This is a genomic window from Tepidiphilus margaritifer DSM 15129, assembly GCF_000425565.1.
Classification (GTDB): Bacteria; Pseudomonadota; Gammaproteobacteria; order Burkholderiales; family Rhodocyclaceae; genus Tepidiphilus; species Tepidiphilus margaritifer.
Genome location: NZ_AUDR01000016.1, coordinates 130,521 through 145,150, shown reverse-complemented (window position 1 = coordinate 145,150; position 14,630 = coordinate 130,521). Strand labels below are relative to the sequence as shown.

The window sequence follows — 14,630 nt, the reverse complement described above, 5'->3', positions numbered from 1 at the left end:
CGGGTTATAATGATCGCCTTTCCGGGGTGTAGCGCAGTCCGGTAGCGCGCTTGCTTTGGGAGCAAGATGTCGGGGGTTCGAATCCCTCCACCCCGACCACGCTACTTCCGGAATACTGCCTGGGACGGAATCTGCCCGTAGCTCAACCGGATAGAGCACCGGCCTTCTAAGCCGGGGGTTACAGGTTCGATTCCTGTCGGGCAGGCCACGCAAGCCCCAAGGTTTTCGGCGGCGGCATTAGCTCAGTTGGTAGAGCACTGGATTGTGGCTCCAGGTGTCACCGGTTCGAATCCGGTATGTCGCCCCAGTTTTCACGAATAGGCCGGCCCTGCGTCGGCCTATTTTCTTTCTCGACGGGTATACGATGACCGCTGAACTCATCGACGGTAAAGCCATCGCCCAGGCCCTGCGCCGCCGCATCGCCGAACGCGTGCGCGTCTTGCAGGAGCGCGGCGTCGTGCCGACGCTCGCGGTGATCCTGGTGGGGGAAGACCCTGCCTCTCACGTCTATGTGCGCAACAAGGTGACGGCCTGTGCCGAGGTCGGGATCCGCTCGCGCAAGTACGAGTTTCCTGCCGACGTGTCCGCCGAGCGGCTGCTCGCCTGTATCGACGCCTTGAATGCCGATTCCGAGGTCGACGGCATCCTCGTGCAGCTGCCGCTGCCGCCGCACATCGACGAGACTCTGGTGCTCGAGCGCATCGCCGTGAGCAAGGACGTCGATGGCTTTCACGCCGAGAACGTGGGGCGCTTGGTGCAAGGCCGGGAATGTTTCTGGCCCTGTACGCCGCACGGGGTGATGCAGTTGCTCGCCTGGGAAGGCATCGAGCCGCAGGGCATGGACGCGGTAGTGGTGGGGCGTTCCAACATCGTCGGCAAGCCCATGGCACTCATGCTGCTCAACGCCGGGGCGACGGTGACGGTGGCGCATTCGCGCACGCGGGAACTCGCCGCGCACACCCGACGCGCCGATCTGCTGGTGGTGGCGGTGGGCAAGCCCGAATTCATCACGCCCGAGATGGTCAAGCCGGGGGCGGTGGTGATCGACGTCGGCATCAACCGCTTGCCCGACGGCCGGCTGGTGGGGGACGTGGCCACCGGAGTGCGTGAGGTCGCCAGCCGGATCACGCCCGTGCCCGGCGGCGTGGGGCCGATGACGATCGCCATGTTGCTGGAAAATACCTTGCTCGCGGCCCAGCGCCGCCGGGGGATCGCGCCGTGAATGGGGAAGTCCTGCGCTACGGATCCGGCGAGCCGCTCGTCGGGGTGGTGATGGGGTCTTCTTCCGACTGGCCGACGATGCGCGCCGCGGCCGAGGTGCTGCGCGAGTTCGAGGTGCCCTTCGAGGCGCGGGTGGTGTCGGCGCACCGCACGCCGGACCTGATGTTCGCCTACGCCGAAACGGCCCTCGAGCGCGGTCTGCGGGCGATCATCGCCGGAGCCGGCGGGGCGGCGCATCTGCCGGGAATGCTGGCGGCGAAGACGACGGTGCCGGTGCTGGGGGTGCCGGTAGAGTCGCGGGCGCTGCACGGGCAGGATTCGTTACTCTCCATCGTCCAGATGCCCAAGGGGGTGCCGGTCGCCACCTTTGCCATCGGCGCGGCCGGAGCGGCGAACGCAGCGCTCTTCGCCGTGGCGATGCTCGCGGTCACGGACGAAGTGCTCGGGCAGCGGCTTGCCGAATTCCGCCGCCGCCAGAGCGAATCCGTGCTCGCCATGCGCCTGGAGCCGCTGGAATGACGGCCGGGCGGATCGACGCGCCGGCAAGGCTGGCGATCCTCGGCGGCGGGCAGCTGGGGCGATTCTTCGTTCGGGCGGCGCAGGAGCTCGGTTACGCAGTCTGGGTGCTCGATCCCGATCCCGAGGCGCCGGCAGGGCGCATCGCCGGGCGGCATCTGTGCGGGGCCTACGACGACGAGGCGCTGCTCGCGGAAGTTGCGGCCCACTGCGCCGCGGCAACCACCGAATTCGAGAACGTGCCCGCGACGAGCCTCGCCCGGCTCGCCGAGTCCATGCCCGTGCGTCCCGGCGCGGCAGCGCTTGCCGTCTGTCAGGATCGCATCGAAGAGAAGTCTTTCCTCGCACGAAATGGCCTGCCGCATGCGTCTTTTCTCGCGGTGCGCACGGCAGAAGACCTCGAGCGCGCGCCCGAGGCGCTTTTCCCCGGCATCCTCAAAACGGCGCGTTTCGGCTATGACGGAAAAGGGCAGGCTGTGGTCGCCGACCGGCAAGAGGCGCGGGCAGCGTTCGTGCGCTTTGGGCGCGACTGCGTGCTGGAGGCGCGGCTGGCCCTGGAGGCGGAGCTCTCGGTGGTGCTCGTCCGTGGTGCCGATGGGCGCATCGCCGCCTTCGAGGCCGGACTCAACGTGCATCGCGACGGCATCCTGGATACGACATTCGCCCCGGCCCCCTTGCCATCGACCGTGCTGCGCGAGGCCGGTGAGATCGCCGAAGCGCTCGCCGAGGCACTCGGCTACGTCGGCACGCTGGGAGTGGAATTCTTCTACGCCGGCGGCAAGCTCTACGTCAACGAAATGGCACCGCGGCCCCACAACAGCGGGCACCATACGCTCGATGCGCACCGCGTCTGCCAGTTCGAGCAGCAGGTGCGCGCCTTGTGCGGCCTGCCACTCGCCGTGCCTGAGGCGCATTCGCCGGCGGTGATGGTCAATCTCTTGGGCGAGGTGTGGTTCGAGGGCGAGGTGCTGCGCGAGCCGCCTTGGCACGAAATTCTCGCCCTGCCGGGCTTGCGGTTGCACCTCTATGGCAAGCGCGAGGCGCGTCGCGGGCGCAAGATGGGGCATTTCACCGTCACGGCAGCGACGCTCGCCGAGGCGTGCGCCGTGGCAAGCGAAGCGCGGCGTCGTCTGGGTTTGCCGCCGCTGCCGCCTTTGCCGCAATGAACGCGCGCATCCTGTCTCCCGGCGAAGAAGCGCTGGCCGAGGCGGCGGCGAAACTTCGTGCCGGCGAACTGGTGGGGCTGCCGACCGAGACGGTCTACGGCCTTGCCGCCGACGCGCGTAACCCCACGGCGGTACGGCGCATCTTCGCTGCCAAGGGCAGGCCCAGCGATCATCCCCTCATCGTGCATCTGCCTTGCGCCGAACACCTGCCCCAGTGGGCGCGCGACATCCCTGAAGAGGCGTGGGCACTCGCGCGCCGATTCTGGCCCGGCCCTTTGACCCTGGTGCTTCGGCGCGGCGAAGGGGTGCCGCTGGAGGTGACTGGGGGGCAGGAGACGGTGGCGCTGCGCGTGCCGGCGCATCCCGTGGCCTTGGCGCTCTTGCGCACTTTCGGTTCGGGGCTGGCGGCGCCGAGCGCCAACCGTTTCGGCCGCGTGAGCCCGACCACGGCCGCCGACGTGCTCGAAGAATTGGGCGACGAGGTGGCGCTCGTGCTCGACGGCGGCCCCTGCACGGTGGGGGTGGAATCGACCATCCTCGATCTCTCCCGTCTCGACACCGTGGGTCCCGTCATCCTGCGTCCCGGCGCGATCGGCGAAGAATCATTGGCCGAGGTGCTGGGGCGACCCGTGGCCGCGGCCGATGGCGGTGCACCGCGCGTCTCGGGGTCGTTACCGGGTCATTACGCGCCGACTACGCCCGTACGTCTGGCCGCGCCCGGCGAGATCGAGTTGCTCGTCTCCCGTCTGCTCGCCCAAGGCAAACGCCTCGCCCTGTGGAGCCGACATGCGCTCGATCTGCCGGGGGCGAAGTGGTACGAGATGCCCGCGACGCTCGAAGATTTGGCGCGCCTCCTCTACGCCCGGCTGCGCGCCTTCGACCGGCTCGGGGTCGACGAGATCGTCATCGAACGCCCGCAAGGGGAAGGCCCCTTGGCGCGAGCGATCGCCGACCGTCTGGAGCGCGCCGCGCGCGGCTCCGGCGGGCGTTGAACCGTGCGGTTGCGATTCGTAATGCACGGCGTTATCATGAAAAAATAAAATGGGCGAGGGGAAACGTGAAACCTTCCGAAGTCCTTGCGTTGCGCCGTGACCTTATTCGACGCGTGATCGAGGCGCATCATGCCCGCAATGCCCGGATATTCGGTTCCGTCGTGCAAGGTCGAGATACCGAGGATAGCGACTTGGACATCCTCGTCGATCCCACGCCCGAAACAACGCTGTTCGATCTCGGTGCGATCCGCCATGAACTCGAGACCCTGCTGGGGATCCGAGTGGACGTGCTGACGCCCAAGGCTCTGCCAGAAGAAATCCGCGCCCAAGTGCTTGCCCAGGCCCACCCCTTATGACCGCCGACCGACGGCGTCTTGCCGACTACCTTGCGCACATCCTTGAAGCCATCGAACGTATCGATCGCTATACCGCCGATATGGACGAGGTGACTTTCCTGAATGACTCATTGGTCCAGGATGCCGTGGTGCGAAATTTCGAGGTGATCGGCGAGGCGAGCAGAAATATAGACAAACACTACCCCGATTTCGCGATGGCGCATCCTGAATTGCCCTTGTCGATTGCCTATCAGATGCGCAACGTGCTTGCCCATGGTTATTTCAAGGTGGACTATGAGATCGTCTGGAGGACGATTCATCGCAGTTTGCCAGGATTGCATCGGCAAGTAACCCGCCTTTTGCAAGAGCTTTCCTCCAATGAGGACATTCCATGAAATGCCGTCGGGTGACCACCCTCTAGCGCTTCATCCACATTTTTGCGTTTCAACCATGATGCCGGTTGATTTTTTCGAGGAACCTTTTCGATCATGACCGTCCGCACGCGTTTTGCTCCTAGTCCCACGGGTTATCTGCACATCGGCGGTGCGCGCACCGCGCTCTTCTCCTGGGCCTATGCCCGTCACTATGGTGGCCAGTTCATCCTGCGCATCGAGGACACCGACCGCGAGCGTTCCACGGCCGAAGCGGTCAAGGCCATTCTCGATGGCATGCATTGGCTGGAGCTCGACCATGACGAAGGGCCTTATTATCAGACCCAGCGCATGGATCGCTACCGCGAGGTGATCGAGCAGATGCTCGCGGCCGGCACCGCCTATCATTGTTACATGAGCCCCGAGGAGCTGGAGGCGCTGCGCGAGGCTCAGCGTGCCCGCGGAGAAAAGCCGCGATACGACCGGCGCTGGCGCCCCGAGCCCGGCAAGACTCTGCCGCCTCCGCCGCCTGGCGTGCAGCCGGTGGTGCGGTTCAAGAATCCGCTCAGTGGCACCGTTGCCTGGGACGATCTCGTCAAAGGGCGCATCGAATTCGCCAACGAAGAGCTCGACGACTTCGTGATCGCCCGTGCCGACGGCACCCCTACCTACAATTTCTGCGTGGTGGTCGACGACTGGGACATGCGCATCACGCACGTCATCCGCGGTGACGATCACGTCAACAATACGCCGCGCCAGATCAACCTCTACCTCGCGCTCGGCGCCCCTCTGCCGCAGTTCGCCCATTTGCCCATGATCCTGGGGCCGGACGGGCAGAAGCTCTCCAAACGCCACGGGGCGGTGTCGGTGATGCAGTACCATGAGGACGGTTATCTGCCGGAAGCGGTGATCAACTATCTCGCCCGTCTGGGCTGGAGCCATGGCGACGACGAAATTTTCACGCGCGAGCAGTTCGTCGCCTGGTTCGATCTCAAAGACGTCAATCCTTCCCCGGCGCGCTTCGACTTCGACAAGCTGCGCTGGCTGAACGCCCATTACATCAAGCAGGCCGAAGTGCGCCGGCTCGCGGCCGATTGCGCCGAACGGCTCACGCGGCGCGGCGTCGCGGTTGCCGATGCGGCAGCGCTCGAACCGGTGGTGGCGCTCTATCAGGATCGGGTGCAGACTTTGGAGGAACTGGCCGACTGCGTCGAGCCGTTCGTGGCCGAAGTGCATCCTGCGGCCGAATTACGGGAGAAACATCTCGACGAAGCCGCCGTCCGGGCGCTGGCCGAGCTCCATCGTCGGCTCGAAGCGATCCCGGAAACGGAATGGCGGCGTGAGCGGCTCGCCGCAGCCATCAAGGAAACGCTCGCCGCGGCTGGCGTAAAAATGCCCAAGCTCGGCATCCCGCTGCGGGTGGTGCTGCTGGGCGTGCCGCAATCCCCGGCAGTGGAAGCGGTGCTCGAAGTGCTGGGACGGGAACGCACGCTTTCGCGGCTCGAGCGCGCCCTCTGAGCCCCCGTGACCATGGCAAAGCTCCTCGAACTCATCCCGGCGCGCTTGCAGTGGCGCGAGGGCGTGCCAGCACATGGCGACTACGACGACGTCTATCACTCGGTGCATGGAGCGCTCGCCCAGAGCCGACACGTCTTTCTCGGCGGCACAGGGCTGCCGCAGGCGTGGGCGGGGCGGGCACACTTCGCCATCCTGGAGACGGGATTCGGGCTGGGGGGGAATTTTCTCGCCACCTGGGCGGCGTGGCGTTCGGATCCGCGACGCGCGCAGCGGCTCGATTTCGTTTCCCTGGAAAAGCATCCGCTTACGGCCGAAGACTGGCGCCACGTGTGGGCGCAAGGGGAGAGCGAGCTGCGTCCGCTCGCGCTGACCTTGGGGCAACGCTTACCTCCGCTCGTTCCGGGTATTCATACCGTCGAGTTCGACGAGGGTCGGGTGCGGCTCTTTCTCGTCTACCACGATGCCGCGGCGATCGAGGAGATCGAAGGCCGGTTCGATGCCGTCTATCTCGACGGATTCGCCCCGACGAAGAACCCTGCCATGTGGTCGGAGCCGCTGCTCGCCGCGGTCGCACGGCGCATGAAACCGGGGGCGCGGCTCGCTACCTGGTGTGCGGCCGGTGAGGTACGCCGGCGGCTCGCCGCCGCCGGCCTGAGCGTCCGTCCGGCGCCCGGATTCGCCGGCAAGCGGGAGATGACCATCGCCTGGCGCGAGGGGATGCTCGCCGAGGAACGACGTCCCGCTCGGGTCGTGGTGATCGGTGCAGGCATGGCAGGGGCAAACCTCGCCCATGCGCTCGCACGCCGCGGCGTGCCCGTGACGCTCTTCGAGCGGGAATCGGCACCGGGACAGGGCGCTTCGGGCAACCTCGCCGGGGTGCTGCGCTGGCTGCCGAGCGCCGACGACAATCGCCTCTCGCGCTGGACACGCGCCGGCACGCTCGCCGCCCACGCCATGCTGCGCGAATGGGAAGCGCAGGGAATCGACGCCCCTTGGGGACCGAACGGCGTGGCGCATCTGGCGCGCGACGAAGCGCAGGCGCGCAAGCAGCGCGCGACGCTCGAGCGGCTTGCCCCGCCGTCCGAGGTGTTGACCTGGCTCGACGCGGCCACGCTCTCCGAGCGCATCGGCTGGCCGGTGGCGCAGGGCGGCTGGTGGTTCGAGCTCGGCGGCTGGATCGGCCCGCAGCGCTGGTGCCGCCGCTTGCTCGAACTCGCCGGACCGATGCTCACGCTGCGTTGCGCCACGGCCGTTGGTTCGATCGAGCCGTACGCACCGGGCTGGCGCGTGCGCGACGCCGAGGGTAAGGTCCTGGAAGAAGCCGACGCGGTGGTGCTCGCCGCGGGCGCGGAAGTCTCCTCGTTCGCTCAGGCGGCCGGACTGCCGATCCGGCCCGCGCGCGGCCAAGTGTCGCTCGCGCCGGCCGAGGTAGGTTCGCCGCCTCGGGTGACGGTGTGCCGCAACGGCTATGTGACGCCGGAAGTCTCGGGGCGGCGCGCCTTCGGAGCGACGTTGGCCGTGGATGACCCGGACCCTGCCGTGCGCGCCAGCGATCACCGGGAAAACCTCGCCAAGCTCGAAGCGATTTTACCCGGCTACACGGCGGGGCTCGATTTCGCCTCGCTCGAAGCACGAGTAGGATTTCGGCCGACGGTACCGGATCGTCTGCCGGTGGTCGGTCCCCTGGGCGAGACGCCGGGACTTTTCATACTCTCGGGATTCGGCGCACGGGGCTTGGCCTTCGCGGTGCCGGCAGCGCGGCTTGCCGCGGCCATGCTTTGCGGCGAGCCCTGGCCGCTCGAGCGCACCACGGCGCTCGCGGCCGACCCGGCACGCTTTTTCCGCCGCTGAAGTGCCTTACTCTTCCGGACGCATGGCGGGGAAAAGGATGACGTCGCGGATGTTGGGGCTGTCGGTGAGCAGCATCACCAGCCGGTCGATGCCGATGCCGCAGCCACCGGTGGGCGGCATGCCGTATTCGAGCGCCCGGATGTAATCGGCGTCGAAGTACATCGCTTCTTCGTCTCCGGCCTCTTTTGCCCGTACTTGCGCAAGGAATCGCTCGGCCTGGTCTTCCGGGTCGTTCAATTCGGAAAAGCCATTGGCGATCTCACGCCCGACGATGAAGAGCTCGAATCGCTCGGTGATCTCGGGGTTGGTGTCGCTACGGCGCGCGAGCGGCGAGACTTCGGCCGGATAATCGACGATGAAGGTCGGCGACCAGAGTTCGGCTTCGGTGGTCTCCTCGAAGAGCGCGAGCTGCAGCGCCCCCAGCCCCATGTCCGGTTTGACGTCCACGCCGAGTTCGGCCAGCTTGGCGCGCAGCCACTGCGGATCCTCGAGCTGGGCGCGAGACCAGCCGGGGTGATGTTTCTGGATCGCCTCGACGATGGTGAGCCGCGCGAAGGGCTGTGACAGATCGAGTTCACGCCCCTGATAGATGAAGCGCTCCGTGCCCAGCGCCACGCGCGCCGCATGACGGATCAACCCTTCGGTGAAATCCATCATCTTGCGGTAGTCGCTGTAGGCCTCGTAGAACTCCATCATGGTGAATTCGGGATTGTGCCGCGGCGAGATCCCCTCGTTGCGGAAATTGCGGTTGATCTCGAACACCTTTTCGAATCCGCCCACCACCAGGCGCTTGAGGTAGAGCTCGGGGGCGATACGCAGGTACATCGGCATGTCGAGCGCGTTGTGGTGCGTGACGAAGGGACGCGCGTTGGCTCCGCCGGGAATGGGGTGGAGCATGGGCGTTTCGACTTCGAGGAATCCATACTCGCGCATGTAGTCGCGAATCGCCTCGATGAGACGGCTGCGGGCGACGAATCGCCGGCGCGTCTCCTCGCTCATGATGAGATCGACGTAGCGCTGCCGGTATTTCAGCTCCTGGTCGGCCAGGCCGTGGTATTTGTCCGGCAGCGGGCGCAAGCTCTTGGTGAGCAAGCGGATCGATTCCGCGTGGATCGTGAGCTCGCCGGTGCGCGTCTTGAAGAGGTGACCTGAGACGCCGACGATGTCACCGATGTCCCAATGTTTGAACTCCTCATAGACCTCGGCCCCGACGCTGTCTCGCGCCACATAGACCTGGATGCGGCCGGACATGTCCTGGATCGTGATGAAACTCGCCTTGCCCATGACGCGCTTCAACATGATGCGCCCGGCCACGACCGCGGCGGGCTTGAGTTCCTGGAGTTTTTCCGGCTCGGTTTCGCCGTAGGCTTCGTCGAGCTTGGCGGCGAGATTGAGCCGTTCGAAATCGTTGGGGAAGGCCGGACCGCGGGCACGCAGCGCCGCGAGTTTCTTGCGCCGTTCGGCGATGATGCGGTTCTCTTCGGCAAGGGTGAGCGGCTCGGAAGTCATTGGTTCCGTCATGGGAGGACTCGGGATCTGGGCGAACGAAAGGAGGAATTTTCGCATTTCCGGCGCGAGGGAGCAAACCGCATGACTTCTGGCAAACGAGGACGGCGCCTCCGTCAGCCTCGTGCAAGCGAAGCGTGCCAGTATCGGCTAAAGTTTTTTCGAGGGAGGCCGATAACTCCTCAAATGCCGATGGAGAAGGACATGGGTTGGTTCTGGCGCGCTTACGACTGGGTAGAGCGTACTTTTTTTGCCACGGTCACGAAAAAATTCGCGAGTTTTCTCCTCTTGCCTCTCATGGCGGCGATGGGTTTGCTGCTGCTCTCGTCTTTGAGAGCGCGCATCGACGAACTCCTCGTCCGCCAAGGGGGCGAAGCACTACGCGCCGAAGTCGCGGCGGCGTTTGGCCAAACCCTCGGCGAATTCGCGGTGCTGGTCATTGCGATCTTGCTCGTGTCCGTCGGGCTCATCCTCTACATGCGCCACCTCATCGTGCGGCCGCTGCGACGCATGGCCGAGATCTTCCGCACCCTGAGCAACGACCGGCGCGAAGGGGATTTCTCCGTCGACCTGCCGGTGATGACGCACGACGAGCTGGGAGAACTCGCCAAAGCCTACAACGCGTTTGCCGAGAAGATGCGAGCAATCATCGTCGACCTGCGCCGGGTGAGCGTGGAAGTGGGCGGGGATGCGGTGCGCGCCGATGCCAAGGCGGTGGAAGCCGAGAAGGGCGCCGAGACCCAGCTGCGTCTGGCCGACGAAGTCTTTGCCGCGAGCCAGCGTACGACGGAGGCGATCGAGGAGGTCCAGACGCGGATCCAGGGGCTGGACACGACGATGCAGGAGAGCTTGGCCGCAGTCTCTTCGGCGCTCTCCGAACTGCACGCCGTCGTGCAGCGCGTCAGTACTTCGCGCGAGCGTCTGGCTAGCTTTACCGGCACGGTGGGCGAATTGGCGAACCGCTCCGAGCAGATCCGCCGCATCGCCGGTTTGATCCGCGAAGTCGCCGACCAGACGAATTTGCTCGCCCTGAACGCAGCGATCGAAGCGGCGCGCGCCGGAGAATATGGGCGCGGATTCGCCGTGGTGGCCGACGAGGTGCGCAAGCTCGCCGAACGCGTCAACCTCTCCTCGCAAGAGATCACCCGAGATATCGATGGCATGATTGGCATCGTCGACCAGACCCGCAGTCAGAACGAGGCGATCAACGCCGATATGGACGAGACGCTGCGTTCGGTCCATCACGTCGAAGACGAATTCCTGCGCATGGACGAGGCGTTCCACCGCAGCCGCGAGAGCCTGGGAGAGATGGTCACGGCCAGCGGACATCTGGTGCAGGCGAACGACGCGATGGTGGGACACGTGCGCCACATCGCCGAGGTGGGCGAGGCCGTACGTCGCCTGATGCAGGAGACTCGAAGCGACATCGACACTCTGGCCGAGCGTACCGAAACCATCCTCGAGATGCTCGCCCGTTACCGTGTTGGCCGTGGCCGCTTCGATCAGCTCGTGCGCGAGGAGCGGACCATTCGCGATGCCATCCAGGCCCAGCTCGAAGCGATGGCACGCGATGGCGTCGACGTGTTCGACCGCAACTACCGCCCCTATCTGAACTGCGATCCGCCGAAATTCAAGCTCGCCTGGAGCGACGAGTTCGTGCGCCGCTGTCAGCACCTGCTGGACGAGGGGCTGGCGCGGATCCCGGAGGCGGTGTTCGTGGTGGCCGTCAATACCGACGGCTACCTCTCGGCGCACAACGCGAAGTTCAGCAAGCCCCTCACCGGCGACAGGGAAAAAGATCTGGTGGGCAACCGCACTTACCGCAAGTTCGACAATCCCCGCGAGCTGCGCGCGGCGCAGAATACCGCTCCGGTGCTGATGCAGACCTACCGCCGCGACACGGGCGAGGTCCTCGTCGATGTCGCCATGCCGATCTACGTCGATGGCCGCCTGTGGGGGAACGTGCGCGTCGGCCTGCCGATCGAAGCCCTGAGCAAGGACTGAGCGCTGCTCAGTGGTGCAGGATCTGCCCGAGGAAGCGGCGCGTGCGCTCTTCCTTCGGGTGGAGGAAGAATTCCTCCGGCGGGGCCTGCTCCACGATCTCGCCGCGGTCCATGAAAATCACCCGGTCGGCCACGGTGCGCGCAAAGCCCATCTCGTGGGTCACGCACAGCATGGTCATCCCCTCGGCGGCGAGTTCGATCATGGTGTCGAGCACTTCCTTGACCATCTCCGGGTCGAGCGCAGAAGTGGGCTCGTCGAAGAGCATGATCTTCGGCTTCATGCACAGTGCCCGGGCGATCGCCACGCGCTGCTGTTGCCCCCCCGAGAGTTGCCCCGGATACTTGTGCGCCTGATCGGCGATGCGCACCCGCTGAAGATACTGGAGCGCCAGCGCCTCGGCCTCTTTCTTGGGCATTTTCTTCACCCAGATCGGCGCCAGCGTGCAGTTCTCGAGCACCGTGAGGTGAGGGAAGAGGTTGAAGTGCTGAAAGACCATTCCCACTTCACGGCGGATGGCGTCGATCGCTTTCACGTCTTCGGTGAGTTCGATGCCATCGACGACGATGCGCCCTCGCTGGTGCGCCTCGAGCCGGTTGATGCAACGGATGAGGGTCGATTTACCCGAACCCGAAGGGCCGCATATCACGATGCGCTCGCCGGCCATCACCGTGAGATCGATGTCCTTGAGCACGTGGAAATCGTGATACCACTTGTTGACGTGCTCCATGAGGATCATCACCTCTTGAGTCTTGTGCGATTCGAGGCGCGTGAGCGTCTCTTCCATGAGTTCCATTTGGTTCTCCCATCGGGAAAATGAAGGGGGGTCAGCGCTTTTCGCTGCGCGCCAGGCGTTTTTCCAAGGCGATCGAGTAGCGCGACATGCCGAAGCAGAAAAGGAAATAGACGAAGGCGGCAAAGACGTAGCCTTCGGTGGAAAAGCCGAGCCATTCGGGGGCGACCGTGGCCCGGTGGACCGTGGTGAAGAAATCCGCCAGGCCGATGATGATCACTAAGCTCGTATCCTTGAAGAGCGCGATGAAGGTATTGACGATACCCGGGATCACCAGACGCAGGGCCTGAGGCAGGATCACGAGGCCCATCGACTGCCAGTAGCTCAAGCCGAGGGCATGAGCAGCCTCGTATTGCCCCTTGGGAATGGCTTGCAAGCCGCCGCGCACCACTTCGGCGAGATAGGCCGCTTCGAAGAGGATGACGGCGATGAGTGCCCGCACGAGTTTGTCGATCGACATCTGCTCGGGCAGGAAGAGCGGCAGCATCACCGAGGACATGAAGAGCACCGTGATGAGCGGCACTCCGCGCCAGAATTCGATGAAGGTGATGCAGACGATCTTGATCGCCGGCAGCTGCGAGCGCCGCCCTAGCGCGAGCAGGATGCCCAGCGGCAGGGCACCGGCAATGCCGACGGCGGCGATTACCAGGGTGAGCATCAGACCGCCCCATTGGTCGGTGGAGACGGTCGGAAGCCCTAGGATTCCCGCACCATAGAGCAGCCACCACACCAGCACAGGGGTAAAGAGAAAATAGCCGATCGCCCAGCGACGTCGCTGCGGAAGGCGGGAGAAAAAGAGCGGTACGGCCAGCAAAATGATCGACAGGGCCGCCAGATTCACCCGCCAGCGCTCTTCTGCCGGATAAAAACCATAGAGGAATTGTCCGAACCGCTGGCCGATGAAGATCCAGCACGCTCCACCCGGATGGCAATCGGCACGGGAACTCCCTTGCCAGGTGGCGTCGAAAAAGAGCCAGCCCAGTACAGGGGGGACGAAGCGCCACAGCAGATAGAGCGCGACCAGAGTGAGCGCCGTATTGATCGGGCCGGAGAAGAGGTTCTCCCGCAGCCAGCGCAGCGCGTCCACGCGCACGACGGGAGGACGAAGGGAAGGGGAGGAAGACATGGCGGATCCTCAGCGTTCGACCAGCGCCATGCGCCGGTTGTACCAGTTCATGACGAGAGAGATCGACAGGCTGATGAGCAGATATACCGCCATCGTCATGGCGATGGTCTCGATCGCCTGTCCGGTCTGATTGAGCACCGTGCCGGCGAAGAGCCCCACGAGGTCGGGATAGCCGATCGCCGCGCCCAGCGAGGAGTTCTTCGTCAGATTGAGGTACTGGCTGGTGAGCGGCGGGATGATGACGCGCATGGCCTGCGGCAGGACGATGAGGCGCAGGCGCTGGCGCGGAGTCAATCCCAGCGCGATTGCCGCCTCGATCTGTCCGCGCGGCACCGACTGGATGCCGGAGCGGACCGTTTCGGCGATGAAGGCGGCGGTATAAAGCGACAGGGCCAGCGTGAGCGCGACGAGCTCGGGCAGCAAGACCCACCCGCCGCGGAAGTTGAATCCCTGCAACTGGGGAAGCTCCCAGGTGAAAGGGGCACCGAAGATCAGGCGCGCAGCAAGCGGCAAGCCGATGAGCAGCAACAACGTGGCTCGCCCCGTGGGGAAGGGCTCGCCGGTGCGCTCCTGCCGACGGCGAGCCCAACGACTCAGGGCAAAGGCCGAGACGAGCGCGATTCCCAGCGCGAGCAAGGTCGGGACGAATCCCTCGGCGGGAATGGGACGTGGCACGTAGAGGCCGCGGATGTTGAGGAAGAACGCTCCCAGGAACTCGTGGCTCTGGCGCGGCGAAGGCATGGCGCGCAGCACCGCGAAGTACCAGAAGAAGATCTGCAGCAGCGGGGGAACATTGCGAAAGGTTTCGACGTAGAGAGCCGATAGGCCGCGGATAAGCGCATTTTCGGCCAGACGCCCGATTCCCACGAGAAAACCCAGCACGGTGGCGAAGACGATGCCCAACGCCGCCACGAGCAGGGTATTGAGCAGACCGATCACGAAGACGCGCGCGAAGGTGTCGGTTTCGCGATAATCGATGAGCGTCTGCAGGATGCCAAAACCCGCGGGATTGTGCAGAAAGCCGAAGCCGGAGGCGATGCCGCGCACCGTGAGGTTGTGCACGGTGTTGTGCACGATCCAGCCGGCAAAAAGCCCGATTGCCAGAATGGTAAGAATCTGCGCCGCGAGGGCGCGGATCTTTGGATCATAGAGCCAGCGGCGCACTCTGCCGCCGCGAATCGTTTCGCCTGGGGTCATAGGGATCAACCGAAAAGAGTCCGCCGCCGAGACGACG

Annotated in this window: 13 protein-coding genes and 3 tRNA genes; 12 read left to right on the top strand and 4 right to left on the bottom strand. The window is 65.1% G+C overall.

From position 1 onward, the window contains the following. The first annotated feature begins 22 nt into the window (after window positions 1–22). The 11 genes from H607_RS0106395 to mnmC all read left to right on the top strand — a co-directional run bounded on the left by H607_RS0106395 (window position 23) and on the right by mnmC (window position 7,970). A tRNA-Pro gene (locus H607_RS0106395) sits at window positions 23–99 on the top strand. Window positions 100–131: 32 nt separating this feature from the next. Beyond that, window positions 132–208, top strand: a tRNA-Arg gene (locus H607_RS0106390). 23 nt (window positions 209–231) lie between these two features. Further along, a tRNA-His gene (locus H607_RS0106385) sits at window positions 232–307 on the top strand. A 57-nt stretch (window positions 308–364) separates the two neighbouring features. Beyond that, complete coding sequence (gene folD / locus H607_RS0106380) at window positions 365–1,222, top strand: bifunctional methylenetetrahydrofolate dehydrogenase/methenyltetrahydrofolate cyclohydrolase FolD (RefSeq protein ID WP_028874739.1); 858 nt, start codon at window positions 365–367, stop codon at window positions 1,220–1,222. 50 nt (window positions 1,223–1,272) lie between these two features. After that, window positions 1,273–1,740 (top strand): 5-(carboxyamino)imidazole ribonucleotide mutase, encoded by a 468-nt coding sequence (purE, locus tag H607_RS0106375; protein ID WP_037989866.1) that lies wholly within the window; start codon window positions 1,273–1,275, stop codon window positions 1,738–1,740. Beyond that, entirely contained in the window at window positions 1,737–2,903 is a 1,167-nt protein-coding gene (locus tag H607_RS0106370; protein WP_028874737.1) for a 5-(carboxyamino)imidazole ribonucleotide synthase, read from the top strand. Before purE ends, H607_RS0106370 begins: the two co-directional genes overlap by 4 nt. Then, on the top strand, window positions 2,900–3,895 hold the full coding sequence (locus tag H607_RS0106365) for an L-threonylcarbamoyladenylate synthase (protein ID WP_028874736.1): 996 nt from the start codon (window positions 2,900–2,902) through the stop codon (window positions 3,893–3,895). The genes H607_RS0106370 and H607_RS0106365 overlap by 4 nt, the downstream gene beginning before the upstream one ends. A 65-nt stretch (window positions 3,896–3,960) precedes the next feature. Continuing rightward, window positions 3,961–4,251: a nucleotidyltransferase family protein gene (locus H607_RS0106360; RefSeq protein WP_028874735.1), complete on the top strand. Its 291-nt coding sequence runs from the start codon at window positions 3,961–3,963 to the stop codon at window positions 4,249–4,251. Continuing rightward, window positions 4,248–4,625, top strand: coding sequence for a HepT-like ribonuclease domain-containing protein (locus tag H607_RS0106355; protein ID WP_028874734.1), 378 nt, complete (start codon window positions 4,248–4,250; stop codon window positions 4,623–4,625). Before H607_RS0106360 ends, H607_RS0106355 begins: the two co-directional genes overlap by 4 nt. Window positions 4,626–4,718: 93 nt before the next feature. After that, complete coding sequence (gltX, locus tag H607_RS0106350) at window positions 4,719–6,119, top strand: glutamate--tRNA ligase (RefSeq protein ID WP_037989817.1); 1,401 nt, start codon at window positions 4,719–4,721, stop codon at window positions 6,117–6,119. A gap of 12 nt (window positions 6,120–6,131) precedes the next feature. Further along, window positions 6,132–7,970: a bifunctional tRNA (5-methylaminomethyl-2-thiouridine)(34)-methyltransferase MnmC2/FAD-dependent 5-carboxymethylaminomethyl-2-thiouridine(34) oxidoreductase MnmC1 gene (gene mnmC / locus H607_RS0106345; RefSeq protein WP_037989814.1), complete on the top strand. Its 1,839-nt coding sequence runs from the start codon at window positions 6,132–6,134 to the stop codon at window positions 7,968–7,970. A gap of 6 nt (window positions 7,971–7,976) precedes the next feature. Here mnmC and lysS read toward each other — a convergent pair whose 3' ends face one another. Then, complete coding sequence (lysS, locus tag H607_RS0106340; protein WP_028874731.1) at window positions 7,977–9,491, bottom strand: lysine--tRNA ligase; 1,515 nt, start codon at window positions 9,489–9,491, stop codon at window positions 7,977–7,979. 189 nt (window positions 9,492–9,680) lie between these two features. On the opposite strand from lysS, the gene H607_RS0106335 reads away from it, so the two are divergent. Beyond that, window positions 9,681–11,480 (top strand): methyl-accepting chemotaxis protein, encoded by a 1,800-nt coding sequence (locus H607_RS0106335; protein WP_028874730.1) that lies wholly within the window; start codon window positions 9,681–9,683, stop codon window positions 11,478–11,480. Window positions 11,481–11,487: 7 nt separating this feature from the next. On the opposite strand, the gene H607_RS0106330 is transcribed toward H607_RS0106335, so the two are convergent. The 3 genes from H607_RS0106330 to H607_RS0106320 form a co-directional block, all read right to left on the bottom strand. Further along, a complete protein-coding gene (locus H607_RS0106330) occupies window positions 11,488–12,216 on the bottom strand; it encodes an ATP-binding cassette domain-containing protein (protein WP_051240727.1) in 729 nt (242 codons plus the stop codon). A gap of 88 nt (window positions 12,217–12,304) precedes the next feature. Beyond that, complete coding sequence (locus tag H607_RS0106325) at window positions 12,305–13,396, bottom strand: amino acid ABC transporter permease (RefSeq protein WP_028874728.1); 1,092 nt, start codon at window positions 13,394–13,396, stop codon at window positions 12,305–12,307. Between the two features lie 9 nt (window positions 13,397–13,405). After that, the gene (locus H607_RS0106320; RefSeq protein WP_051240725.1) at window positions 13,406–14,593 is read right to left on the bottom strand and encodes an amino acid ABC transporter permease; all 1,188 of its coding nucleotides are present in this window, start codon (window positions 14,591–14,593) and stop codon (window positions 13,406–13,408) included. Window positions 14,594–14,630 lie beyond the last annotated feature (37 nt).